The organism is Aeromonas sp. R2-1, from assembly GCF_040908425.1.
Taxonomy (GTDB): Bacteria; Pseudomonadota; Gammaproteobacteria; order Enterobacterales; family Aeromonadaceae; genus Aeromonas; species Aeromonas caviae.
The window spans coordinates 123582-146141 of the sequence record NZ_JBFODR010000008.1 but is presented as its reverse complement, the minus strand read 5'-3'; the positions used below and the strand labels follow the sequence as shown (position 1 = coordinate 146141).

General features: G+C 61.6%; 22 protein-coding genes. 15 read left to right on the top strand and 7 right to left on the bottom strand.

All coding sequences use genetic code 11. From position 1 onward, the window contains the following. Positions 1 to 63: 63 nt before the first annotated feature. Together AB5Y80_RS02180 and AB5Y80_RS02175 are read left to right on the top strand one after the other, a co-directional pair. Positions 64 to 1217, top strand: a protein-coding gene (locus AB5Y80_RS02180; protein WP_139739419.1) for an IS3-like element ISAeca4 family transposase whose coding sequence is annotated in 2 segments (ribosomal slippage) — positions 64 to 301 and positions 301 to 1217 — 1155 coding nt in all. Because the reading frame shifts where the segments join, the coding sequence is not laid out codon by codon here. Next, a complete protein-coding gene (locus AB5Y80_RS02175) occupies positions 1180 to 1443 on the top strand; it encodes a helix-turn-helix transcriptional regulator (protein WP_368172471.1) in 264 nt (87 codons plus the stop codon). The genes AB5Y80_RS02180 and AB5Y80_RS02175 overlap by 38 nt, the downstream gene beginning before the upstream one ends. 35 nt (positions 1444 to 1478) lie before the next feature. On the opposite strand, the gene AB5Y80_RS02170 is transcribed toward AB5Y80_RS02175, so the two are convergent. Then, entirely contained in the window at positions 1479 to 2741 is a 1263-nt protein-coding gene (locus AB5Y80_RS02170) for a site-specific integrase (protein ID WP_270672044.1), read from the bottom strand. Between the two features lie 184 nt (positions 2742 to 2925). Beyond that, on the bottom strand, positions 2926 to 3789 hold the full coding sequence (locus AB5Y80_RS02165) for a YicC/YloC family endoribonuclease (protein ID WP_010676104.1): 864 nt from the start codon (positions 3787 to 3789) through the stop codon (positions 2926 to 2928). 146 nt (positions 3790 to 3935) lie between these two features. On the opposite strand from AB5Y80_RS02165, the gene rph reads away from it, so the two are divergent. The 9 genes from rph to AB5Y80_RS02120 all read left to right on the top strand — a co-directional run bounded on the left by rph (position 3936) and on the right by AB5Y80_RS02120 (position 13537). After that, entirely contained in the window at positions 3936 to 4652 is a 717-nt protein-coding gene (rph, locus tag AB5Y80_RS02160) for a ribonuclease PH (RefSeq protein WP_010676103.1), read from the top strand. A gap of 75 nt (positions 4653 to 4727) precedes the next feature. Further along, positions 4728 to 5381, top strand: coding sequence for an orotate phosphoribosyltransferase (gene pyrE, locus AB5Y80_RS02155; protein ID WP_368172470.1), 654 nt, complete (start codon positions 4728 to 4730; stop codon positions 5379 to 5381). Between the two features lie 211 nt (positions 5382 to 5592). Beyond that, positions 5593 to 8022, top strand: coding sequence for a heavy metal translocating P-type ATPase (locus tag AB5Y80_RS02150; protein WP_368172469.1), 2430 nt, complete (start codon positions 5593 to 5595; stop codon positions 8020 to 8022). Then, a complete protein-coding gene (gene cueR, locus AB5Y80_RS02145) occupies positions 8019 to 8408 on the top strand; it encodes a Cu(I)-responsive transcriptional regulator (RefSeq protein WP_010676100.1) in 390 nt (129 codons plus the stop codon). The genes AB5Y80_RS02150 and cueR overlap by 4 nt, the downstream gene beginning before the upstream one ends. A 153-nt stretch (positions 8409 to 8561) precedes the next feature. After that, on the top strand, positions 8562 to 9716 hold the full coding sequence (locus AB5Y80_RS02140; RefSeq protein WP_043153375.1) for a diguanylate cyclase: 1155 nt from the start codon (positions 8562 to 8564) through the stop codon (positions 9714 to 9716). Positions 9717 to 9746: 30 nt separating this feature from the next. Beyond that, the gene (locus AB5Y80_RS02135; protein ID WP_010676098.1) at positions 9747 to 10010 is read left to right on the top strand and encodes a YihD family protein; all 264 of its coding nucleotides are present in this window, start codon (positions 9747 to 9749) and stop codon (positions 10008 to 10010) included. 197 nt (positions 10011 to 10207) lie between these two features. Next, complete coding sequence (gene ccoG / locus AB5Y80_RS02130; protein WP_301479751.1) at positions 10208 to 11656, top strand: cytochrome c oxidase accessory protein CcoG; 1449 nt, start codon at positions 10208 to 10210, stop codon at positions 11654 to 11656. A 74-nt stretch (positions 11657 to 11730) separates the two neighbouring features. Further along, complete coding sequence (locus AB5Y80_RS02125) at positions 11731 to 12720, top strand: serine/threonine protein kinase (protein ID WP_039039688.1); 990 nt, start codon at positions 11731 to 11733, stop codon at positions 12718 to 12720. A gap of 208 nt (positions 12721 to 12928) precedes the next feature. After that, positions 12929 to 13537, top strand: coding sequence for a thiol:disulfide interchange protein DsbA/DsbL (locus AB5Y80_RS02120; RefSeq protein WP_010676095.1), 609 nt, complete (start codon positions 12929 to 12931; stop codon positions 13535 to 13537). A gap of 74 nt (positions 13538 to 13611) precedes the next feature. Here AB5Y80_RS02120 and pncB read toward each other — a convergent pair whose 3' ends face one another. Beyond that, entirely contained in the window at positions 13612 to 14790 is a 1179-nt protein-coding gene (pncB, locus tag AB5Y80_RS02115; protein ID WP_010676094.1) for a nicotinate phosphoribosyltransferase, read from the bottom strand. Between the two features lie 101 nt (positions 14791 to 14891). Next, positions 14892 to 15527 (bottom strand): nicotinamidase, encoded by a 636-nt coding sequence (locus tag AB5Y80_RS02110; RefSeq protein WP_069652407.1) that lies wholly within the window; start codon positions 15525 to 15527, stop codon positions 14892 to 14894. Between the two features lie 74 nt (positions 15528 to 15601). Between AB5Y80_RS02110 and AB5Y80_RS02105 the strand changes: the two genes are divergently transcribed. Beyond that, positions 15602 to 16252, top strand: a complete 651-nt coding sequence (locus tag AB5Y80_RS02105) for a DNA mismatch repair protein MutT (RefSeq protein WP_029314880.1) — start codon at positions 15602 to 15604, stop codon at positions 16250 to 16252. 76 nt (positions 16253 to 16328) lie between these two features. Further along, a complete protein-coding gene (locus tag AB5Y80_RS02100; RefSeq protein WP_266142247.1) occupies positions 16329 to 16814 on the top strand; it encodes a DUF523 domain-containing protein in 486 nt (161 codons plus the stop codon). Here the strand turns inward: AB5Y80_RS02100 and AB5Y80_RS02095 are convergent. The 3 genes from AB5Y80_RS02095 to AB5Y80_RS02085 all read right to left on the bottom strand — a co-directional run bounded on the left by AB5Y80_RS02095 (position 16760) and on the right by AB5Y80_RS02085 (position 20273). Further along, positions 16760 to 17716, bottom strand: a complete 957-nt coding sequence (locus AB5Y80_RS02095; RefSeq protein ID WP_368172468.1) for an acyltransferase — start codon at positions 17714 to 17716, stop codon at positions 16760 to 16762. The two genes, AB5Y80_RS02100 and AB5Y80_RS02095, sit on opposite strands and share 55 nt — an antisense overlap. 7 nt (positions 17717 to 17723) lie before the next feature. Further along, on the bottom strand, positions 17724 to 18623 hold the full coding sequence (locus AB5Y80_RS02090; RefSeq protein WP_039039683.1) for an acyltransferase: 900 nt from the start codon (positions 18621 to 18623) through the stop codon (positions 17724 to 17726). 132 nt (positions 18624 to 18755) lie between these two features. Next, on the bottom strand, positions 18756 to 20273 hold the full coding sequence (locus AB5Y80_RS02085) for a YifB family Mg chelatase-like AAA ATPase (protein ID WP_052815775.1): 1518 nt from the start codon (positions 20271 to 20273) through the stop codon (positions 18756 to 18758). 384 nt (positions 20274 to 20657) lie between these two features. On the opposite strand from AB5Y80_RS02085, the gene ilvG reads away from it, so the two are divergent. Continuing rightward, the gene (gene ilvG / locus AB5Y80_RS02080; protein ID WP_368172467.1) at positions 20658 to 22304 is read left to right on the top strand and encodes an acetolactate synthase 2 catalytic subunit; all 1647 of its coding nucleotides are present in this window, start codon (positions 20658 to 20660) and stop codon (positions 22302 to 22304) included. Then, a complete protein-coding gene (gene ilvM, locus AB5Y80_RS02075) occupies positions 22301 to 22558 on the top strand; it encodes an acetolactate synthase 2 small subunit (RefSeq protein ID WP_010676086.1) in 258 nt (85 codons plus the stop codon). Before ilvG ends, ilvM begins: the two co-directional genes overlap by 4 nt. Positions 22559 to 22560: the final 2 nt, after the last annotated feature.

The following is a 22560-nucleotide window of genomic DNA, read 5'->3' as shown; positions in this document are numbered from 1 at the left end:
TGAATCGCCCCTACTTTCCTAGACACCTCAAGAGCCTCAAACTGAGGTCAATCAGGAGGTGTTATGAGCAAGCAGCAACGTTACACGGAAGAATTCAAACTGGCCGCCGTCAAGCAGGTGACTGAGCGCCATTACCCAGTGGCAGAGGTCGCTGAGCGACTTGGTGTTTCCAGCCACAGTCTTTACGCCTGGATCAGGCGCTACAGCCAGCCCGCCGTGCAGCAACAGCATGACTCCAGCCAGCAAGCCGAAATTCGGCGCCTCAAGGCTGAACTGCGCCGCGTCACCGATGAGCGAGATATCTTAAAAAAGGCCGCCGCGTACTTTGCCAAGCTGTCAGGGTAAGGTACGCCTTCATCCGGGTGCACGCGTCCACACATCCCATCCGCCGACTGTGTCGGATGATGAATGTCCACCCGAGCGGTTATTACGCCTGGCAGCACCAGCCTTTATCTGCCCGCGCACTTGAAGACCAACGCCTCCTGGGCCAGATCAAGCAATGTTGGCTAGAAAGCGGGGGCGTCTATGGCTATCGCAAGATCCGGGATGACCTGCGAGAGATGGGCGAGACCTGTGGGAAACACCGGGTGGCGCGATTAATGCGTCATGAAGGTTTGCGTTCACAAACCGGTTATCGTCGCCGTCCCGGTCATTATGGTGGCCGGCCAACGGTGGTTGCACCGAATCATCTTGAACGCCAGTTCGATGTGACTGAGCCAAATAAGGTCTGGGTAACGGACATCACTTATATTCGAACCCATGAAGGCTGGCTCTATCTGGCCGCGGTATTGGATTTGTTTTCACGACAAGTCATTGGTTGGTCAATGGGGCCACGGATCGACCGAGAGTTGGCCATCAGCGCGTTACTGATGGCAGTGTGGCGACGGCGACCCGAGCAGGAAGTGCTGGTTCATTCTGACCAAGGGAGCCAGTTTAGCAGCTATGACTGGCAGGATTTTTTGCGGGAGCACCGGCTCAAGGCCAGCATGAGCAGACGTGGCAATTGCCATGATAACGCGGTGGCGGAGAGTTTCTTCCAACTCCTCAAACGCGAGCGGATCCGACGTAAAACCTATGCAGATCGGGAGGAGGCCCGGCAGGATGTGTTCGATTACATTGAAATGTTTTACAACCCCAAGCGTCGGCACAGTTTCAACAATGGGCTATCGCCAGTAGAGTGTGAAAAGCAATATTTCGAACGGCTCAAAAGTGTCTAGAGAAGCCGGGGCGATTCAGAGAGCCCAAGTGCTTCACTGCTCTGGCCAATGTGAGCGGTTGGTTCGAGAAGCGGATCGCCGAGCCATTACTGGCGTTACTCGAACGCTGTGGTGGAAGATGGAGAGGGAGGGGCTGGCGCCAAAGCGGGTGAGGCTGAGCATCCATTGTGTTGCCTGGCGACTGTCTGATCTGCTTTGGTGGATTGAGCAACGCAAGGCTGCCTAGAGGTAGAGTTGAGCCCCTGTTATGGGGCTCTTGTATTAACTGACTTCATCAAGCTTGGCACCAGTGTAGTTGACTGGGCCATTGACGATGGGGGCCAACCATTCACCGAGTTTTATGTGTGCCTCTGTGCGCTCTGCAAAGTAGGCATGGCGGTTGTAGATTTCATCAACACGACTCCCCGCTTGCTGGTTCAAGCAGCGTTTGGCGAGGGCATCATCAAATCCCATTTTGCCGAGCATTGTCCTCGCGGTACCGCGCAGGTCATGAACGCGTCGTTTATCAAACGAGAAGAAGTTCTGTTCGAATAACTTTTTGATTGCATGATTCAGAGTGTTTTCGCAGACATGGGGTGTTCGAGCCTGCTTGCTGATCCTCCTGGCTGGGAAAACCCACTCACTGCCACAGCTACGAATTTTCAGCTCTTTCAGCCAGGACATGGCAGGTTCACTGAGTGGAATGTCGATAGACTTGCGCTTTTTGGTGCGCTCTTTGGGGAGATGCCAAACCTTCTGCTCCAGATCAAACTCGCTCCATGGCGCAGCCAGCAGCTCCATTTTTCTTGTGCAGGTAGCGATCAGTAGGGCACAGGCCAGGTAGTTTTCACGACTGAACTGGGCCGGGATCGCACGAAGCTTGGTGAAAAACTCGATCACCTCCGGTTCTGTCATTGGATAGTTGGCGGCCCGCTCTGGCCCACCTGCATCTCTGGGGCGGAATGGACTGGCAGGATTAAAGCGAGTGACATCCAGCTTCATACCATGATCAAAGGTACGTTTGAGCATACGCATCACATCATTCGAAATGGTCGGTCTTGGTGGTTTTCCGCCATATCCGTTGGTGATATCGCGCAGGATTTCACTGATATCCAGCGGCCTGATTTTATCTAGTTCAAGATGACCGATGCGCCCGGCGATCTCACGTTCATAGAGGCTGCGCTCTTTTTCATGTGAGGTTATTTCGCGTTTGCGTAACTGGTGATAATCCTCAAAGAGGTCGTTCAGTGTCTTGAACGGGTTCCTGTTGATCTTGAGGCGAACCTGAACCGGGTCAACACCATCGCGCTTGATGGCCAGCCGCAGCTTGGTCGCTTCGTCCCGGGCATCTGCTAGAGACCAGTCAGATACCTGACCTATGGTGTACTCTCGCCGAAGTTTTGTCGTGGGCGTGGTGTAGCGCAGCATCCAATAAGCTTCACCGCGAGCAGGGGTCATCAGGTATAGCCCGTTACCATCGGCATGCCGGACGGCGGATTTTTCCTTGATCAGTTTTTTGACTGTTTTGTCGTACAGCTTACCCATTTTCCTGCCTTAAAAAATTGGGGAGTACAATTTCGCTAGCAAAACTATAGCGAGATTGAACTCCCCAATCTACTACCCATCACTACCCAAACTAAAATGCGTTTGGATGAATGTTGTGATTTTCAAAACAAGAAAAGCGTTTGATTTTAATGGGTTTGTTATCCTGCTCGGATAAAGAAAACCATCATTCAATATTTTGGATCTGCTCGCGCATCTGCTCGATGAGCACTTTCAACTCGACGGCGGACTGGGTCACCTCGGCGTTGATCGACTTGGAGCCCAGCGTGTTCGACTCGCGGTTGAACTCTTGCATCATGAAGTCGAGACGACGGCCGCAGGCGCCACCCTTCTTCATGATCTTGTTGGTTTCGCTGATGTGCATCTCCAGGCGATCCAGCTCTTCGGCCACGTCGATCTTCTGGGCCAGCAGCACGATCTCCTGCTCGATGCGGGCAGGATCCAGCTCCACCTTGGCTTCGGCCAGCCGGTCGGTGAGCTTCTGGCGCTGCCACTCGATGATCTGCGGCAGGTGCTCGCGCACCTTCTTCACTTCTACCTGGATGCCGGCCAGACGCTGTTCGATCAGCGCCTTGAGGTTGGCCCCTTCGCTGGCGCGTGAGGCGAGGAAGTCTTCCATGGTCAGGTCGAAGCCGGCCATCAGCTCGGTGGCGACCACGTCCATGTCCTGCTCGGCGGCAGCCATGACGCCCGGCCAGCGCAGCACGTCCACCGGATTGAGCTGACCCTGGCCCGCCTCTTTCATCACCCAGTTGGCGCTCTCGATGATGAGTTTGGCCAGTTCTTCATTGATGTGCAGCTGGCTGGCGGCGGCCTGGGCGGCCTCGAAGCGCAGGTTGCACTCCACCTTGCCGCGCTGCAGCTTGGCCCGGAAGCGCTCACGCAGAACCGGCTCCAGGCTGCGCAGTTGTTCCGGCAGGCGAATGTAGGTCTCCAGATAGCGCTGGTTGACCGAACGAATTTCCCAAACGGCTGTGCCCCAGTCGCCCTTGAGTTCCTTGCGGGCGTAGGCGGTCATGCTGTGAATCATTGATTGTTCCGGGCTTGATGAAGTGTGCGGCCAGTATACTCAGCCAGGCCTGCTCCGTCAGCCGACGAGGTGGTTTTAGCGGCTGATATTTGAGTAGCGATCGCTTATACTCCTGCGCCAATTCAGCCAGCCCAGAGGTCAGTCCCATGTCCCGTCCCAGCGATCGCAGCGCCGCCCAGGTGCGTCCGGTAACCATCACCCGCCACTTCACCAAGCATGCTGAAGGGTCCGTGCTGGTGGAATTCGGCCACACCCGCGTGCTCTGCACCGCCAGCGTCGACACCAGCGTGCCGCGCTTCCTCAAAGGCAAGGGGCAGGGGTGGGTCACTGCCGAGTACGGCATGCTGCCGCGCTCCACCCACTCCCGGATGAACCGCGAAGCGGCCTCCGGCAAGCAGAGCGGCCGCACCCTGGAGATCTCCCGTCTGATCGCCCGCTCCCTGCGCGCGGCGGTAGACTTGAGTGCCCTGGGCGAGCACACCATTACCGTTGACTGCGACGTGTTGCAAGCCGACGGCGGTACCCGTACCGCCGCCATCACCGGTGCCTGCGTGGCGCTGGTGGATGCGCTGAACTGGATGGTGGAGAAGGGGCTGATCAAACAGAGCCCGCTCAAGCAGATGATCGCGGCCGTCTCCGTCGGCATGTTCGAAGGGGAGGCAATCTGCGATCTGGAGTACATCGAAGACTCCGCCGCCGAGACCGACATGAACGTGGTGATGACCGAAGATGGTCGCATCATCGAGGTGCAGGGCACCGCGGAGGCCGAACCCTTCACCCACGAGGAGCTGCTGGCCATGCTGGCCCTCGCCAAGGGCGGCATCGCCGACATCATTGCGCTGCAGAAGCAGTCGCTTGCATGATTTTAAAAACGCGGCACTGTCCGCGTTTTTTTATACCCCTACACAAGACAACGACAAGCCAAGCAAGGAGCCAGAATGAAAGCCTACCAGCGTCAATTTATCGAGTTCGCCCTGGAGAAACAGGTCCTCAAATTCGGTGAATTTACCCTGAAATCCGGTCGTAAAAGCCCCTACTTCTTCAACGCCGGCCTGTTCAACAGCGGCCGCGATCTGGCCCGTCTCGGCCGCTTCTACGCCGCCGCCCTGATGGATGCCGGCATCGAGTTCGACGTGCTGTTTGGCCCGGCCTACAAGGGGATCCCCATCGCCTCCGCCACCGCGGTGCAGCTGGTGGAGCAGCATGACGTGGATGTGCCCTGGTGCTTCAACCGCAAGGAGGCCAAGGATCACGGCGAGGGCGGCAATCTGGTGGGCAGCCCGCTCAAGGGGCGCATCATGCTGGTGGATGATGTCATCACTGCCGGCACCGCCATCCGCGAATCCATGGATCTGATCCAGGCCAACGGCGCCTCCCTGGCTGGCGTGCTGATCGCGCTGGACCGTCAGGAGAAGGGCAAGGGCGAGCTTTCCGCCATTCAGGAAGTGGAGCGTGACTACGGCGCCCACATCATCGCCATCATCCAGATGAGCGACCTGATCGCTTATCTGGAAGAGAAGCAGGCCGAGCAGCCGGAGCTGGCGGTGCAACTGACCGCCATGAAGGCTTACCGCGCCCAGTACGGTATTTGACGACCCGGTTTCCCCCTCATCCCCGGTCCTTCTCCCGCGAGTGGAGAAGGGAGCAGATCGGCATGCAGCCGATCCCGTCAACGGCGCCCAACGGCGCCGTTTTTTATTTTCACAAAAAGTCGGTGTGCTCACTTGATCTTGCCCTTACAGTAAAGGTTAAGGTTTGGTCATCGGCGCGGGTTTCGGCCGACGGGTTCCGGGGAGGAACAACATGACCACTCATCTTCAATCACCCATTCATCTGCAGTTGCCGCTGAGCGGCATGAGCTGCGCCAACTGCGCCGGCCGCATCACGACCGCCCTCAACAAGCTCGACGGGGTATCGGCCACCGTCAACTTCGCACTGGAGCAGGCGGCCATCGAGCTGGCCAGCTCTGACCGTTTGCCGGCGGTGCTGGAGAGCATCCAGGCGCAGGGTTATGACTACGGCAGTGAGACCATCCTGTTTCAAATCACCGGCATGACCTGTGCCGGTTGCTCGGCCCGCCTGAACAAGATGCTGGCGGCGCTGTCCGGCGTCATCTCCGCCGACGTCAACTTCTCCATCGAGCAGGCTCGTATCGTGCTGGTCCCCGGGATGCAGACGCCCGCGGCCCTGCGCGAGCAGATCGAGGCCCTCGGCTTTGGCGCCCAACTGGCGCAAGGTTCCGCCAGCGGCCGCCGTCAGCAGTTGCTGGAGCGGGAAGCGCAGGAGGCCGCCAGCGCCCGTCAGGCGCAGACCCGGGTCATCGTCTCGGCTTTGCTGACCCTGCCGCTGCTGGTGGGGATGCTGGCCATGGCCGGTCTGCTGCCCTGGCATCTGCCCGCCTGGCTGGAGCTGGTGCTCGCCACCCCGGTACAGTTCTGGATCGGGGCCCGCTTCTATCGCGGCGCCTGGCTCGCCATCAAGAACCGCTCCGCCAACATGGATGTGCTGGTGGCGACCGGTACCAGCGCGGCCTACTTCTACAGCCTCTATCTGCTGCTCAACCTGGGGATGGCCGCCAGTGGCCAGCTCTACTTCGAGGCGAGTGCCATCATCATTACCCTGATCTCCCTCGGAAAACTGCTGGAAGCGCGAGCCAGACGCAGTACCCAGTCCGCCATTCGCGAACTGATGGCGCTGCGGCCGGAAACCGCCACCGTCTGGCGCGGCGAGCGCTGGCAGATCGTGGCCATCGACGAGGTGCTGCGCGGCGACAGGCTGCGGGTGCTGGTGGGGGAACGGGTGCCGGTGGATGGCAGAATCGCGAGCGGCGAGAGCGAGCTGGACGAGTCGATCCTCACCGGCGAGAGCCTGCCGGTGCCGCGCGGTGAGGGCGACAAGGTGCTGGGCGGTGCCATCAACCGCTCCGGCGTGCTGGAGATCGAAGCCACTACGGTGGGGGAGGACTCCAGCCTCAGCAAGATCATCGCATTGGTGGAGAACGCCCAGATGGGCAAGGCGCCGTTGCAGCAGCTGGTGGACAAGGTCTCCGCCGTGTTCGTGCCGGTGGTGATGGCCATCGCCCTGTTCACCCTGCTGGTATGGTACGCCATCACCAGCGACTTCGGTCAGGCGCTGCTGGCGGCGGTAGCCGTGCTGGTCATCGCCTGTCCCTGTGCGCTGGGGCTGGCGACGCCGGCGGCCATCGTCACCGGTACCGGGGTGGCGGCGCGCCACGGCATTCTGATCAAAGATGTCGATACCCTGCAAAAGGCCCACGCCATCAAGGCGCTCATCTTCGACAAGACAGGCACCTTGACCCAGGGCCGGCCCGTGCTGGCGAGCTGGAGCGGCAACGATGAGCAACTGCGCCTCGCTGCCGCTCTGCAGCAGGCGAGCGAACACCCGCTGGCGCTGGCCATGCGCGAGGCGGTCGACAAGGAGACTACGCTGCCCCAGCCGGAGGCGGTGGAGGTGCGGGTCGGTGCCGGTATTGTCGGTCAGGTCGCCGGTCATACGGTCGCCATCGGCAATGGCTCTTTGCTGGCCCAGCTCGGCATTGAGGTGCCCGCGCAGGATAAGCAGCCTACCGACGGCGCGACTCGGGTCTGGGTGGCCATCGACGGCGTGGTAGCGGGCATTGCGGCGCTGGCCGATACCCTGCGCCCCGAGAGCCCGGATGCCATCGCCACCCTGCGCCAGCGCGGCATCGCCAGCTGGCTGGTGAGCGGAGATGCGCCGGCGCCGGTGGCCCATATCGCCGCCAAGCTGGGGCTGGACGGGGCCTTCGACTCCGTGCTGCCGGCCGGCAAGGTGGAAAAAGTCGAAGCGCTGCGGGCGCAAACCAGCGGGCTGGTCGCCATGGTGGGGGACGGGGTGAACGACGCCCCGGCGCTGGCGGCGGCGGATGTCGGTATCGCCATGGGCTCCGGCTCCGACGTGGCGATGGAGACCGCCTCCATCACCCTGATGCGATCTGACCCGCGGCTGGTGGCCGATGCCATCGACATCTCGGCGGCCACCTGGCGCACCATCCAGCAGAACCTGTTCTGGGCCTTCGTGTTCAACATCATCGGCATTCCGCTGGCGGCACTGGGTTACCTCAGCCCCGAGCTGGCGGGGGCGGCCATGGCCCTGAGCAGCATCACCGTCTTGAGCAATTCCCTGTTATTGAAGCGCTGGCAGCCCCGGGCGGGCAGACTGCGTGCATCTGAATCCCAAAGGAGTCATTCATGAACATCAGCAAGGTCGCCAAGGCCACCGGCCTGACCGCCAAGACCATCCGCTACTACGAGAGCATCGGCCTCATCTCGTCGCCAGTGCGCAGCGACAACGGGTATCGCAGTTATACGGATGCCTCCCTGCGGGAGCTGCGCTTCGTCAAGCGGGCGCGGGAGACCGGCTTCAATCTGGAGGAGTGTCAGGAGCTGCTGGCGCTCTATCGGGACGAGCACAGAACCAGTGCCCAGGTGAAGAAGCTGGCCCAGGAGAAAATCGTCGATCTGCGCTCCCGCATCGCCGGTTTGCAAGCCATGCTCAGCGCCCTCGAGGAGGTGGTGAGCTGCTGTCACGGAGATGCGAATCCCCAGTGCCCCATCCTCGACGAGCTGGAGAAAGGGTGAGGGAGGGCTGCGCCATTCGACCCTGCAGAAAAGGGTCTGTCGGGGCCTGTACGGAAGGGGACGCGCTGAGTGGCAGCTTAATAGCGGTCGATTGATTGTTGAGCAGGAAAGGGGAGTGTTAAACTGTGCGGCTCTTGTACAGGGAGTACCCAGTTGACACAGAGTGTGAAATATCAGGTGCGGCGGGCCATCATGGTCCAGCTCTATACCCATGCCTCCTTCAGCCTGCCTTGCCTGGGGCTGCTGGCGATCAGCTGGAGCCTGCTGTTCCACGATTACCTGCCGGCCAGCGAGTCGCTGGGCTGGCTCGGTCTGGTCCTGCTGCTGTTGCTGGGGCGCTGGTGGCATTTGCGCTGGCGCCAGCCCAGGCTAGCGGAGCTTCCGCTGCCGGTGCTCGAGCGCGAACTCTTTGTCGGGGTGACCATCACCTCCATCATCTGGGCACTGGGCGTGCTGCTCTATATGGACAAGCTGCCCGACACCTATCGTGCCGCCATGATGATGCTCTCCAGCCTGATCCTGACCGGCAGCGCCATCATGCTGTTCGGCAGCCGTCGTACCCTCTATGGGGCCGTGCTGCCCCTCGGGTTTGCCATGTTGTTCGAGCTCAGTGGCGGCAACACCCAGGAGCGTATCGTCTCCTGCATGCTGGCGGGGTATCTGTTCGTCTTTCTGCCGACCCTGCTGCGGCGCCTGCGGCGGGATCAGGTGGCCTCTCTCTACCACAGTTTTTCCAATGCGGATCTGGTGGCCGAGCTGAAGGCGGTCTCCGAGCACCTCAAGCTCACGTCCCGCCTCGACGGTCTGACCGGCATCGCCAACCGGGCCCATCTCGACGACTCCCTGGCGCGCGCCTGGCGTCGCTGCCACCGTGCCAGGGCGCCTCTCTCTCTGGTGCTGGTGGATGTGGACTACTTCAAGCAGTTCAATGATCACTATGGTCACCAGGTGGGGGACCAGTGCCTGCAACAGGTGGCGAGCCTGCTGGCCGAAGTGCTGCGGCGGGAAGACGATCTCGCTGCCCGTTACGGCGGAGAGGAGTTCGCCCTGCTGCTGCCCTGCACCACCTTGCAGGGGGCCATGCAGATCGCCGAGCAGGTGCGTACCTCGTTGCGAGCCCTCGGCATTCCCCACCACAAATCCCGGGTCTCGGGGCGGGTCAGTTGCAGCTTCGGGGTGGCGACCCTGGTGCCGGATCAGCATCACTCTATTGCCGAGCTCATCCAGAAAGCGGATGCGGCGCTCTATCAGGCCAAGCATAATGGCCGGGATCGTATCGAAGTAGCCTTGATGGGTAAGGTTGCCTGAGTTTCACAAGACAGATTAAAGAGGTCGTCTATGCAATGTCATCGTATCGAAGAGCTGCTGGAACTGCTGCAGCCTGCCTGGATCAAGGAGCAGGATCTCAGCCTGGTGCAGTTTGTTGCCAAACTGGCCGAGGAGGCGGGATTTGACGGTCCCCTGTCCGCACTGACCGACGACATGCTGATCTACCACCTCAAGATGCGGGAATCCGACAAGCAGGCGATGATCCCGGGGCTGGCCAAGGATCACGTGCCCGACTTCAAGGAGGCCCTGCTCAAGGCACGCGGCATCAAGTAATCCGGCCGTCACATCGCCATCAGAGAAAGGTTTCAAGAGAATCTGTGAAAAGGCGCATAGTCAACTGGCTATGGGCCTTTTTTGTTGCCTGAAATTGCGACGGGACTCGAACTATAGATACATTTAACCCACACAATTAGCAGGTTGTTTAAGATATAATCGCTTTCATAACAATATGAGTGGAGCGATGTGTTGCAATGGCCGACAAGGACAAGATCGACATCAAGGATGTGACCGGTGACGTCACCGGGACCTTCAATCCCAACACCTTCAAGGCGGGAGATGACAGGTTCAACCCCGGCAACCGCATCTATGTCCGCTCCCAGACCGGCTACTGGCAGCGGGTGCGCAAGGCCATGGGCTGGTTCTTCGTCGCGCTCTTTGTCCTCCTGCCCTGGCTGCGTTATGACGGTCGTCAGGCGGTGCTGTTCGATCTGGAGCACCAGCAGTTCCACATCTTCGGTGCCACCATCTGGCCGCAGGACCTGACCCTGCTGGCCTGGATCTTCATGATCGCCGCCTTCGGGCTCTTCTTCGTGACCACCTTCCTCGGCCGGGTCTGGTGTGGCTATCTCTGTCCCCAGACGGTGTGGACCTTCCTGTTCATCTGGTTCGAAGAGAAGCTGGAAGGGGCGGCCAACAAGCGCCGCAAGCTGGATGCCTCGCCCTGGAACGCCGAGAAGCTGGCCCGCAAGGGGGCCAAGCACCTGGCCTGGATCCTGCTGTCGCTGGGTACGGGGCTGACCTTCGTCGCCTACTTCCAGGATGTCTTCCACCTGGTGCCCGATTTCTTCACCCTGCAGGCGGGAGGCTGGGTCATCTTCTGGGTGCTGTTCTTTGCCGCCTGCACCTATGGCAACGCCGGCTGGATGCGCGCCATCATGTGTATCCACATGTGCCCCTATGCCCGCTTCCAGTCCGCCATGTTCGACAAGGACACCTACATCGTCGGCTATGACAGCCAGCGTGGCGAGACCCGCGGCGCCCGTGGTCGCAAGGCCGATCCCAAGGCCCTGGGGCTGGGGGATTGCATCGACTGCGACCTCTGCGTGCAGGTCTGCCCGACCGGTATCGACATCCGTGACGGCCTGCAGTACGAGTGCATCAACTGCGGCGCCTGTGTCGACGCCTGCGATCAGACCATGGAGCGGATGGGGTATCCGAAGGGGCTCATCAGTTACACCACCGAGCACAAGCTGGCCCACAGTGAAACCCAGGTGGCGCGGCCCAAGCTGATTGGCTATGGCCTGGTGATGGTCGTCATGCTGGGGGTCTTCGTCTATAACGCCATGTCCATCATGCCCATGGGGCTCGACATCCTGCGGGATCGCAACCAGCTGTTCCGGGAAAACAGCGAGGGGCTCATCGAGAACACCTATACCCTGAAGATCCTCAACAAGACCCTGAACTCCCAGACCTACCGGCTGGACGTGGAAGGGCTGCCGGAGTACCAGTGGTTCGGACCCCGCGAGGTGACACTGAAGGCGGGCGAGATCTATACCCTGCCGGTGAGTCTGGCGGTGGATCCCTTCAACCTGAAGCGCCCCACTCTGGACGTCCAGTTCGTGCTCAAGCGGGAAGGCGCGGCGCCGGATGACAGCAAGGGGACCTTGCGCCAACCGAGCAAGTTTATCAGCAGGTTGTGACGGCAAGGCGCACCGCCATGCACGGCAACGGCAGACAGTGGTGATAGAATGGGGCGCAACAGCGCCCCTTTTCTATGGTGGATGACATGCGTTTCAACTATTCCGACCTCAATCCCGATCTCATCATGGATGCCATCGATCTCAGCGGCTTGCGCATCGATTCCGGCCTTATCGAGCTCAACAGTTACGAGAACCGCGTCTATCAGTTCCAGGATGAGGATCGCCGTCGCTACGTGGTGAAGTTCTACCGCCCCGGTCGCTGGAGCCGGGCCCAGATCCTGGAAGAGCACGCGTTTGCCGCTCGCCTCTGTGAAGCTGAGATCCCGGTCGCCGCTCCCATTGCCTTTGCCGGCGAGACCCTGCTGGAGCATCAGGGCTACCCGTTTGCCATCTGGCAGAGCGTCGGGGGGCGTCAGTTCGAGGTGGACAACCTGGACCAGCTGGAGTGGGTGGGGCGTTACCTCGGTCGCATCCACAGCGTCGGTGCCAGCCATGCCTTTCATCACCGGGTTCCGCTGGATGTGGAGAGCATGCTGCACGAGCCGCGTCAGTTGCTGGCGGCAGGCGAGTGGTTGCCGAGCGGACTGGCCAAGTCCTTCTTCGGGGTGCTGGACGAGCTGATCCGGCACGTATGCGACGCCATGACCCTGGATGTGGCGCGCATCTCCCTGCATGGGGACTGCCACCCGGGCAACATCCTGTGGCGTGACGGCCCCCTGTTTGTCGACCTCGACGATTGCCGCACCGGCCCCGCCATCCAGGATCTCTGGATGATGCTGAACGGGGAGCGTCATGAGCAGCAGATCCAGCTCGATACCCTGCTGGCGGGGTATGAGGAGTTCATGGAGTTCGACCCGCGGGAGCTGGCGCTCATCGAGCCGCTGCGTGCCATGCGCATCGTCCACTACATGGCCTGGCTGGCAAGACGCTGGGAAGATCCCGCCTTCCCCCGCCACTTCTCCTGGTTCAACACCGAACACTACTGGCGCCAGCAGATTGCGACCCTGCATGATCAGCTCGAGGCATTGAAGGCCCCGCCGCTCAGCCTGATGCCGCAGTGGTAGGGGCGCGAACCCGACAGATCGCCACGCCACGGGGCGTCCGTTGGTGGTGTGCCCGCACCATTGCCACAGCGGCAAGGTGCCCGTGGGAGGCGGGATGGCAGTCCCGCCTGTCTGCCTTTGCCATTGACGGCACGAGGGTGAGGCAATAGGCTTGGACTGCTTCGGTTCGCCGGGCGTGCCTCACAGTGATCCCTTAACAGGAAACGTCATGAAAAAAGTACTATTTTTCCTCGCTGCCATGCTGATGATCCCCATGGTTCACGCCGCCCCGCAATTCAAGGAAGGTGTCAACTATGACGTGGTCAGCCAGACCGGCAGCGCCCAGCCGGAAGTGATGGAGTTCTTCTCCTATTTCTGCCCGCACTGCGCCAAGTTCGAGCCGATTGCCGAGGATCTGAAGAAGAGCCTGCCGGAAGGCGTGCCGATGAAGAAGAACCCGGTGGCCTTCCTGGGCCGTGAAATGGGTCCCGAGATGCAGCGTGCCTACGCCGTCGCCAATCTGCTGAACGTGGAAGGCAAGCTGACCCCGGCCATCTTCGACAAGATCCACACCCAGCGCCAGATCCCCCAGAGCCGCGCCGACGTGAAGCAGGTTTTCGTGGACAATGGCGTGCCGGCCGAGGAGTTCGACGGTGCCGTCGACAGCTTCGCCGTCTCCGGCATGGTCTCCCAGTTCGATCGCAACACCGAGAGCTACAATGTGCGCGGTGTGCCGGCCTTTCTGGTCAACGGCAAGTACATGGTGAAGATTGAATCCATCACTTCCCAGGAGCAGTTCAACCAGCTGGTGAAATTCCTGCTGGCCAAGAAGGACTGATCATTCCTGAGTCGATACAAAAGCCCGCCGGTGCAAACCGGCGGGCTTTTTGTTTGGCGTCTCGCGGGCCTGACTCAGACCCCGACGTGGAAGGCCTGTTTGAGGTTGCGAATGAAGTCCGCATCCCGGCAGAGGGTCTTGCCCGGGCTGTCGGAGATCTTGGCGACCGGGCCGCCGTTGCACTCCATCAGCTTGAACACGATGTTCATCGGGCTGACGCCGGGCAGATCGCAGGTGAGCTTGGTGCCGATGCCGAAGCTGGTGTTGATGCGGCCGCGGAAGTGGCGCAGCAGCTCGACGGCCTTGTCGAGGTTGAGCCCGTCGGAGAAGACCAGTGTCTTCTCGGCAGGGTCGATGCCGAGCCGCTGATAGTGGCTGATGGCTTTCTCGCCCCACACCACGGGATCACCGGAGTCGTGGCGCAGCCCCTGGTAGCGGCTCGCCAGCTCGAAGTCGAAGTCACGCAGGAAAGCATCCATGGTGATGCAGTCGGTGAGCGCGATACCGAGGTGGTTGGTGAATTCGTCCAGCCAGCTGGTGAGGGCGGCGCGCTGGCTGAGCTCCAGCGGGAAGCCGAGCTGCTGGTGGGCCTGGAACCACTCGTGAGCCTGGGTACCCACCGCGGGCAACCGGTACTTCTGGGCCAGCAGGTAGTTGCTGGTGCCGCGAAACGCCGGCAGCCGCTCTTTGAGACGACCCACCACGGCGTCTTGTACCGCGAGGGAGAAGCGGCGACGGGTGCCGAAGTCGATGAGGTTGAACTCGCTCATCTCCTCCCGGCTCAGCTCCCGCTCCAGCTTGTCGATCTTCTGATCGAGCCGCTCCAGTGCCTGGCTGACGCCGAACTGGGGATAGCGGAAGCGGTTGCGCATCTCGCTGATGATGGCGAGCACCGGGATCTCCCACAGGATCACGTCCTGCCAGGGGCCCTCGACGCGCACATTGATGCGGCCATCCTGCTCGAACACCTTGAGCAGGGAGGCGTCCAGCGGCTTGCGGCGCAGGTGGTCCAGGTAGTCGGGCGTGAAGAAGGGGCGTTCGGCCAGGAAGTCGAGTTCGGACCGGGTCAGGCGCAGGGAGCCGGCGAGGCGCAGTTGTTCCTCGATCTGGCCCATCATGGGCAGCAGATCTTCTTCGTTGCGGCTGTGGAACTCGGCGACGACGTCGGCATCCGGATAGCGATGGAACACCGCCTGCTGCATGTGCAGCTTGTAGGCATCGGTGTCGAGCAGGCTGTGGAGGATGGGAGGCATATCAGGCTCCTGTGATGAGTGCTGCGCGGGCAACGCACTCTGGCTGCATCTGTGACGGGTGGGCGCCGGTGTCGGGTGGGCAGTGGAAAATGGAAGGCATGTCAGGCATCCAGCAGGCGTTGAATGTCGGCCAGGGTCTGGGCCAGCTCGGCGCCGGCCTCGATCATCCGGGTGCGGGCCTGGTCGATTGTCTCGGGGGCGATGCCGCGGCAGGCGTCGAGGTGGACGATGACCCGGAAACCGGCGCGACGCAGTTGCAGCACGCTGGTCTTGACGCAGTAGTCGGTGGCGAGGCCGCCGACCAGCACGGTAGTGACGCCGCGGGCTTGCAGAAACTCGATGAGCCCGGTGCTGCGCCGCTCCGCCAGGTCGTGATAGCAGGCGCCATAGGGATGCAGGTCCGGCTCGACCCCCTTCCAGACGAAGAAGTCGTAGTCGATGGGGGCGGGCAGGCCGTCGAGCAGCTCGAACCCAGGTGTGCCGGGCACGCAGTGGGCCGGCCAGGTGAGATCGGCATTCGCCAGAGCAAGGGGTTGCAACATGGCGCCGGGTTCGGTCACCACCCAGGGGGCGTTCGCGGGGTGGGCATCCTTGCTGCCGGTTCGCAGGGTGGCGAGGGCAGCCTGGGCATTGAGCGCCGCCACTATGGTATCCCCGCCAGCGACGGGCAGCTCGTTCGGGCAGAGGGGGGTGAATCCCTTCTGCGCATCAATATCCAGGCTGGCGATGATTCCCATGGATGGCTCCTTCACATAATATTCTTGTGATATTATCTACCAAACATTATTAGAAGGCGAGCAGGTCGACCAGGATGCCGAGAATGAGTCTGGATATGGTGGTGCTGCGGTTGCGCGAGGAGCGGCTCGAGCTGCTTCTCGAGACCCGGGATCGCCCCCCCTTTGCCCACTGCTGGCAGTTGCCGGCCCTGCGCATCGACGAGACCCGGGATCGGGATCTGGACGCGGCTCGCCATCGCCTGCTGGCAGAGTGGGGGCTGGAGCACTGCTACAGCGAGCAGGTCTGTACCCTCGGCAACCTGGAGCGGGATCCCCGCGGCTGGTCCACCACCCTGGTCTATCTCTGTCTGGCGGATCCCGATGGGGGGGCGGTGCGCGGTCGCTGGCATCCTCTGGACGATCTGCCCGGCCTGCAACTCGCCTTCGATCACGGCAAGCTGGTCGCCATGGGGCTGGAGCGGCTGCGCATCAAGAGCCGTTACAGCACCCTGCCGCTGCATCTGCTGGGGGCAGAATTCACCCTCTCCGAGGTGCAACGGGCGTTCGAGATCGTCCTGCAGACCCCCATGAACACGGCCGCCTTTCGCAAGCGGCTCCACCGTGCGGACATCCTGGTGGACACAGGACGCAAGCGCACCGGCAAGCAACGTCCCGCCATCCTCTATCGGCTGGAGACCCCCTGTTGCGTCATGTTCGATCAGGTGATGCACGGTGCGGAAGCATAAGCCGATGTCTGCGAAAGCCGGATTGTCGCCCCATCGCGGGTCTGGTGCACTGGCACCTCACACAGGAAGTGACAGCATGGGAGAGACGGGAATGCACAAGGTGCTGGTGAGCGCCTGCCTGCTGGGTCAGCCGGTGCGTTACGACGGCCAGAGCAAGGGGATTGTCAGCGACTGGCTGCAGGCGCTGGGAGCCGAGGGGCGGGCACTGGCCTTCTGCCCCGAAGTGGCGGGTGGCCTGCCGACGCCACGCCCCCCTGCCGAGCGCCAGGGGGAGCGGGTGGTCACCGAAAGCGGGCTGGATGTGACGGAGGAGTTCGATCGGGGCGCCGCCCTTGCGCTGGCCCTCTGTCAGCAGCAGGGCATTCGCTTCGCCCTTCTGAAGGAGGGGAGCCCCTCCTGCGGCAGCGGCCGCATCTACAATGGCCGCTTCGAAGGGGTTTCACTGGCGGGAGAGGGCAAGACCACGGCTTTGCTGCGCCGCCATGGCATCGCGGTGTTCAGCGAGGATCAGCTGCCCGAGCTGGCCTCGGCGCTCGCCTTGGCTGCCTGCGGATCGGTCTGAGCCGCCGCATCGGCCGCCTGCCACTGCGCCAGCACGTCGTCTTTTTCCTTCCAGCGTGCGTTCAGCCACTCCTGGAAACCGCGTTTGAACTGCTTGTCGTTGAAGTAGTCCCCCACCAGTTGCTCGTCCACCGGCAGCTCCTCGATCCGCACCCGGATGCGCTTCATCTTCCCCATCAGGAAATCCTTGAAGGGGGTGTCGGGGTTGTCCGGGTAGCTGATGGTGACGTTGATCAGGCTGTCGAATTGATCGCCCATGGCTGCCAGGGTGAAGGCGAGTCCTGCCGCCTTGGGGGGCATGAGATGGCGATAGCGGGAGCGGGCGGCCTCGCGCTTCTGATCGGTGAAGCGGGTCCCCTCCACGAAGTTGATGACGGTGGTGGGAATGTGGCGAAACTTCTCGCAGGCGTTGCGGGTGGTCTCGATATCCTTGCCTCGCAGATGCGGATTTCTTAACAGAAACTCTCTCGAATAGCGGCGCATAAAGGGCATGTCCAGCCCCCAGCAGGCGAGCCCCAGCAGCGGGATGTAAATGAGCTCGTGCTTCATGAAGAACTTGGGCACCGGCAGCCGATTGCGAAACAGGTGGCCGAGCACCACGATATCGGTCCAGCTCATGTGGTTGCTGATGATGAGATACCAGCCATCCTTGCGCAGCCGGGTATTGTCCTCAATCTGCCAGTCGATGCGGGTAGTGAGGCGGATCACCTGGGCGTTGCAACCGAGCCACAGGCCCATGAAGCGATTGTTGAGCCGGCTGCAGGCGCGACCAAAGGCCGGCACGGGCAGCAGCAGTTTGGCCAGAGAAACCAGCAGGATCAGGCTGGCACACAGGGCGGTAAACAGTATGGTCAGACCGGCGCTGATGAACAGCACCAGGGGGCCCGGGAGCAGGTTTGGCATGAGTGTCTTACTGCGTCTTGTCCGCCAGCAGCTTATCCAGGGTCTGGTCCTTCTCGTGCCAGATCCCGTTCAACCACTGTTGAAACTCTTGTTGGAACTCGGGGTCATTGAAGTAATCCCCCACCAGATTGCGTTCGATCGGCAGAAAGCGGACCCGAACCTTGATCTCCTTGACCCGACCGCACATGAAGTCCCAGTAGCTGGGGACGCCGCCGGGATAGGCGATGGTCACATCCACCAGCTTGTGCAGTTGATCCCCCATGGCCGCCAGGGTGAAGGCGATGCCCCCTGCTCTCGGGTGCAGCAGATGACGATAGGGTGCCCCTTGCCTGTCGTGCTTGCCGACGGTGAAGCGGGTCCCTTCCACGAAGTTCATCACACTCACCGGCATATGGCGGAAACGGGCACACGCCTTGCGCGTGGTTTCTATGTCTTTTCCCCTCAGATGCGGGTGCTTTTCCAGAAATTTTCGGGAATAACGCCGCATGAATGGGAAATCCAGCGCCCACCAGGCCAGACCGAGAAAAGGTACCCAAATCAGTTCTTTCTTGAGAAAAAACTTCAGGAAGGGGATTTTTTGATTAAAAATCCGCTGCAATACCAGTATGTCGACCCAGGATTGGTGGTTGGCAATCACCATATACCACTCATTCCGGCGCCCTTTGTCCACTCCGACCACATCGAAAGGGGTGTTGATGATGGTTTTCTGGATCAGATTGTTAAAACCTATCCAGTGGGTGGCGCAGCCGTCCAGGAGGGTGTTGCAGAGACGTCGCGCCCCCTTGAAGGGCAGCAGCAGCTTGATGAGGCCAAGCAGCAGGACGGGGACAAACCAGAACAGGGTGTTGATGAAATAGAGCAGGGTCGAGAGGCTGCCGCGCAGTCGCTCTATCAGCTTGTTGGGCATGGTGGAATCCGTCTTCGTATCGGTGGATGGCAACCAAGTGGTCAGATCTGTTGCCATAATATCAGCCGGCCCACGACTAGACCATGGTGGCGCCCTTTCCGGGTCGGGAGGTGGCTGCTGCCGTTCCCCCGCTCACTGGCCCCCGCGCAGCCGTGACAACAGCCTGTCCATGGCACGATAGCCCAGGGCTTCGATCAGATGCGCTCTCTCGATGGTGGCGTGTCCCGCCAGATCGGCGATGGTGCGCGATACCCGCAGGATGCGGTGCCAGGCCCGGATGCTGAGCCCCAGCTTCTGGATGGCACCTTCCAGAAACTCGGCATCCTGTGGCGATAATCTGCAAACATCTTCGATTTCACGACTATCCAGCAGGTTGTTGAGTTTTCCGCTGCGACTCAGCATGCGCTCTCGCGCCCCCAGCACCCGTTCGCGTATCTGCTGGCTCGATTCCCCCCGCTCCGCCTTGCCGGTCAGGCTCCCCCTGGGCAAGAGCGGGACCTCTACCGTTAGATCGAAGCGGTCGAGAAAGGGGCCGGAGAGCTTGCCCAGATAGCGCAGGATCTGATCCGGGCTGGAGCGGGTCTGGCCGTCGCCATAATGGCCGCAGGGGCTGGGGTTCATGGCACCCACCAGTTGGAAGCGGGCGGGAAAATCCACCTGGCGGGCGGCACGACTGATGGTGATGTGCCCGGTCTCCAGCGGCTCGCGCAGGGAGTCGAGCACCTTGCGCTCGAACTCCGGCAGTTCATCCAGAAACAGGACCCCGTTGTGGGCGAGGGAAATTTCGCCAGGCCTGGGATGGGTACCCCCGCCCACCAGCGCCACCGCCGAGGCGCTGTGATGGGGCGTGCGATACGGCCTGTGGTGCCAGTGGCCGGCGCGGGGGGTGAGGCCGCCGATGGAGTGGATGGCTGCGGTCTGCTGCGCCTCCTGTTCGCTCAGCGGTGGCAGAATGCCGGGCAGACGGCTGGCCAACATGCTCTTGCCGGTGCCGGGGGGGCCGATGAACAGCAGGTTGTGGCTGCCGGCGGCGGCGATCTCCAGCGCCCGCTTCGCCTGGGACTGACCGATCACATCCTGCAGATCCGGCACGTCGGGCAGGGTCTCCGCGCTCTGGGGTTCCGGCAGCGGCAGTTCGTACTGGCCCGCCAGCCAGGCGGTGACCGCCAGCAGCTGGTGGGCGGTGCGCACCTCGGCATCCTGGATGAGGGAAGCCTCCGGACCGTTCTCCCGTGGGACCAGCAGGGTGCGTCCCGCGTCGCGGCAGGCGAGCACCGAGGGGAGCACCCCAAGCACGGGGCGGATCTCGCCCGTCAGGGCCAATTCCCCTAAAAATTCGTGATCGAGCAGGTATTTTGCGGGTATCTGCTTGGATGCGGCGAGAATGCCGATAGCGATGGCCAGGTCGAAGCGGCCCCCCTCTTTGGGCAGATCCGCAGGGGCCAGGTTGACCGTGATGTGCTTGGCCGGAAATTCGAAATTGCCGTTGAGCAGGGCGCTGCGCACCCGATCCCGCGACTCTTTCACCGAGGTTTCCGGCAACCCCACCATGTTGAAGGCGGGCAGGCCGTTGGAGAGGTGCACCTCCACCGTGACTTGCGGCGCCGCTATCCCCAGGCTGGCACGGCTATAAACAACAGCTAATGACATAAATACCGTCCTTGGTTTGATGTATATGCTGGTTAACCGTTTTTTATTAGTTTTTTGTTCCAGTCGTCAGGTTTCAGAGCAGTTAAAATCAGAGTCTTGTCAGGTAAAAAGTGCTTGCCCAATAAAAATCACCGTGCTAGTTCTAATAGCCATTCGCGGCAAGCTCCGCTCCCATTTCACAGGATTTCCGGTTGTAACTATGAACATGGCCTCCCGTTTCGTCAGCATTATTGTGGTCCTAGTGGTGATTATTATCTCACCGCTCGGGGCTCGTTTGGCTGCACGGAACAAGGGATAGACCCACCACCGGACAGAACGAAACAAGCGACCCCCGAGCCTCACGGCCCGGGGGTTTTTTTTCGACCAAAGGACAGGATTTCCCACATGAACGGCGCGCAGTTTTTGGTACAGGCTCTCAAGAAACAGGGTGTGACCCAGGTGTTTGGTTACCCGGGCGGGGCCATCATGCCGGTCTATGACGCCCTGTATGACGGTGGCCTGGCCCATCAGCTCTGCCGCCACGAGCAGGGTGCCGCCATGGCTGCGGTGGGTTATGCCCGCGCTTCCGGTCAGGTGGGGGTCTGCATCGCTACCTCTGGCCCCGGCGCCACCAACCTGGTCACCGGCCTCGCGGAGGCACTGCTCGATTCGGTACCGCTGGTGGCCATCAGCGGCCAGGTGCCCTGCGCCGCCGTGGGGACAGATGCCTTTCAGGAAGTGGACGTGCTCGGCATGTCCCTCTCCTGCACCAAGCACTCCTTCATGGTGACGGACCCGGCGGATCTGGGACGGGTCATTGCCGAAGCCTTTGCCATCGCCAGCGAAGGGCGTCCGGGCCCCGTGCTCATCGACCTGCCCAAGGATGTGCAACTGGCCGCCGTTCCCTCTCAAAGCCCGCTGTTTGCCGTGGAGGAACCCGACCCCCTGAATCCGGCCGAGCTGACGGTCGCCCGCACCCTGCTGGCCGGTGCCGAGCGTCCGGTACTCTACGTCGGTGGTGGGGTGGGCATGGCCAATGCCGAGCAGCAGCTGCGCGACTTTGCCGCCACCACGGGGATGCCGGCGGTCACCACCCTCAAGGGGATAGGTGCCCTCGACCCCGACAGCCCCGTTTATCTGGGCATGCTCGGCATGCACGGTACCAAGGCCGCCAACCTGGCGGTACAGCAGTGCGATCTGCTGGTGGTGGTGGGCGCCCGTTTCGATGATCGGGTGACCGGCAAGCTGGAAGAGTTTGCCCCCGAGGCGAAGGTGATCCACCTGGATGTGGACGCCGCGGAGTTCGGCAAGCGTCGCGCCGCCGATGTGGGCATCACCACGGATCTCAAGCGTGTGCTGCCCGCCCTGGCGATGACGCTGACCCTCGACCCCTGGCGCGAGCACTGTGCCACCATGGCTCGGGAATATGCGTTTCGCTACGACCACCCGGGTCAGGCCATCTACGCCCCGGCCCTGCTCAAAGAGCTTTCAAGCCGGCTGCCGGAGACCAGCGTGGTCGCCTGCGACGTGGGTCAGCACCAGATGTGGGTGGCCCAGCACATGCGCTTCACCAGCCCGCGCAACCACCTGTCCAGTGCCGGTCTCGGCACCATGGGCTTCGGCCTGCCCGCCGCCATCGGCGCCAAGATGTCGCGCCCCGATGACGAGGTGGTGCTGGTGAGCGGTGACGGCTCCTTCATGATGAACGTGCAGGAGCTCGGCACCATCCGCCGGGCCCAGCTCAAGGTGAAGATGGTGCTGCTGGACAACCAGCGCCTCGGCATGGTGCGCCAATGGCAGGAGCTGTTCTTCGACGGTCGCTACAGCGAGACCAATCTGTCCGACAACCCCGATTTCGTCGCCCTGGCTGCCGCCTTCGGCATCCCCGGCGAGACCATCACATGCAAGGAAGAGATAGGTCCGGCACTGGATCGCCTGCTGGCGAGCGAGAGTGCCTATCTGCTGCATGTGGCTATTTCAGAGGAAGAAAATGTCTGGCCCCTGGTGCCGCCAGGAGTCGCCAACCACAAGATGATGGAGCAACGCCCATGAACCAGCTCAATACCAGCACCCTGGAAATCCATGCCCAACCCAGACCCGAAGTGATGGAACGGGTGCTGCGGGTGGTCCGTCACCGCGGTTTCAATCTCTGCGCCCTCAACATGGAGCAGGATTGCCAACAGCTGCGGATCACGGTTACTGTCGAATCGGTACGTCCCATCCAGCAGTTGTGGAGCCAGCTGGTGAAGCTGGTGGATGTCTCCCGGGTCGATGCACTGGAACAGCAACCCCGGATCAGAGCTTAAGG

Bases quoted from the DNA above. Each gene is read 5' to 3' on its own strand.
- AB5Y80_RS02100 (WP_266142247.1), top strand. From the start codon at position 16,329: ATGGGAGAGACGGGAATGCACAAGGTGCTGGTGAGCGCCTGCCTGCTG.
- AB5Y80_RS02095 (WP_368172468.1), bottom strand. From the start codon at position 17,716: ATGCCAAACCTGCTCCCGGGCCCCCTGGTGCTGTTCATCAGCGCCGGT.
- AB5Y80_RS02120 (WP_010676095.1), top strand. From the start codon at position 12,929: ATGAAAAAAGTACTATTTTTCCTCGCTGCCATGCTGATGATCCCCATG.
- rph (WP_010676103.1), top strand. From the start codon at position 3,936: ATGTCCCGTCCCAGCGATCGCAGCGCCGCCCAGGTGCGTCCGGTAACC.
- AB5Y80_RS02125 (WP_039039688.1), top strand. From the start codon at position 11,731: ATGGTGGATGACATGCGTTTCAACTATTCCGACCTCAATCCCGATCTC.
- ilvM (WP_010676086.1), top strand. From the start codon at position 22,301: ATGAACCAGCTCAATACCAGCACCCTGGAAATCCATGCCCAACCCAGA.
- AB5Y80_RS02085 (WP_052815775.1), bottom strand. From the start codon at position 20,273: ATGTCATTAGCTGTTGTTTATAGCCGTGCCAGCCTGGGGATAGCGGCG.
- AB5Y80_RS02090 (WP_039039683.1), bottom strand. From the start codon at position 18,623: ATGCCCAACAAGCTGATAGAGCGACTGCGCGGCAGCCTCTCGACCCTG.
- pyrE (WP_368172470.1), top strand. From the start codon at position 4,728: ATGAAAGCCTACCAGCGTCAATTTATCGAGTTCGCCCTGGAGAAACAG.
- pncB (WP_010676094.1), bottom strand. From the start codon at position 14,790: ATGCCTCCCATCCTCCACAGCCTGCTCGACACCGATGCCTACAAGCTG.
- AB5Y80_RS02170 (WP_270672044.1), bottom strand. From the start codon at position 2,741: ATGGGTAAGCTGTACGACAAAACAGTCAAAAAACTGATCAAGGAAAAA.
- AB5Y80_RS02150 (WP_368172469.1), top strand. From the start codon at position 5,593: ATGACCACTCATCTTCAATCACCCATTCATCTGCAGTTGCCGCTGAGC.
- AB5Y80_RS02110 (WP_069652407.1), bottom strand. From the start codon at position 15,527: ATGGGAATCATCGCCAGCCTGGATATTGATGCGCAGAAGGGATTCACC.
- AB5Y80_RS02165 (WP_010676104.1), bottom strand. From the start codon at position 3,789: ATGATTCACAGCATGACCGCCTACGCCCGCAAGGAACTCAAGGGCGAC.
- cueR (WP_010676100.1), top strand. From the start codon at position 8,019: ATGAACATCAGCAAGGTCGCCAAGGCCACCGGCCTGACCGCCAAGACC.
- AB5Y80_RS02135 (WP_010676098.1), top strand. From the start codon at position 9,747: ATGCAATGTCATCGTATCGAAGAGCTGCTGGAACTGCTGCAGCCTGCC.
- AB5Y80_RS02105 (WP_029314880.1), top strand. From the start codon at position 15,602: ATGCCGAGAATGAGTCTGGATATGGTGGTGCTGCGGTTGCGCGAGGAG.
- ilvG (WP_368172467.1), top strand. From the start codon at position 20,658: ATGAACGGCGCGCAGTTTTTGGTACAGGCTCTCAAGAAACAGGGTGTG.
- ccoG (WP_301479751.1), top strand. From the start codon at position 10,208: ATGGCCGACAAGGACAAGATCGACATCAAGGATGTGACCGGTGACGTC.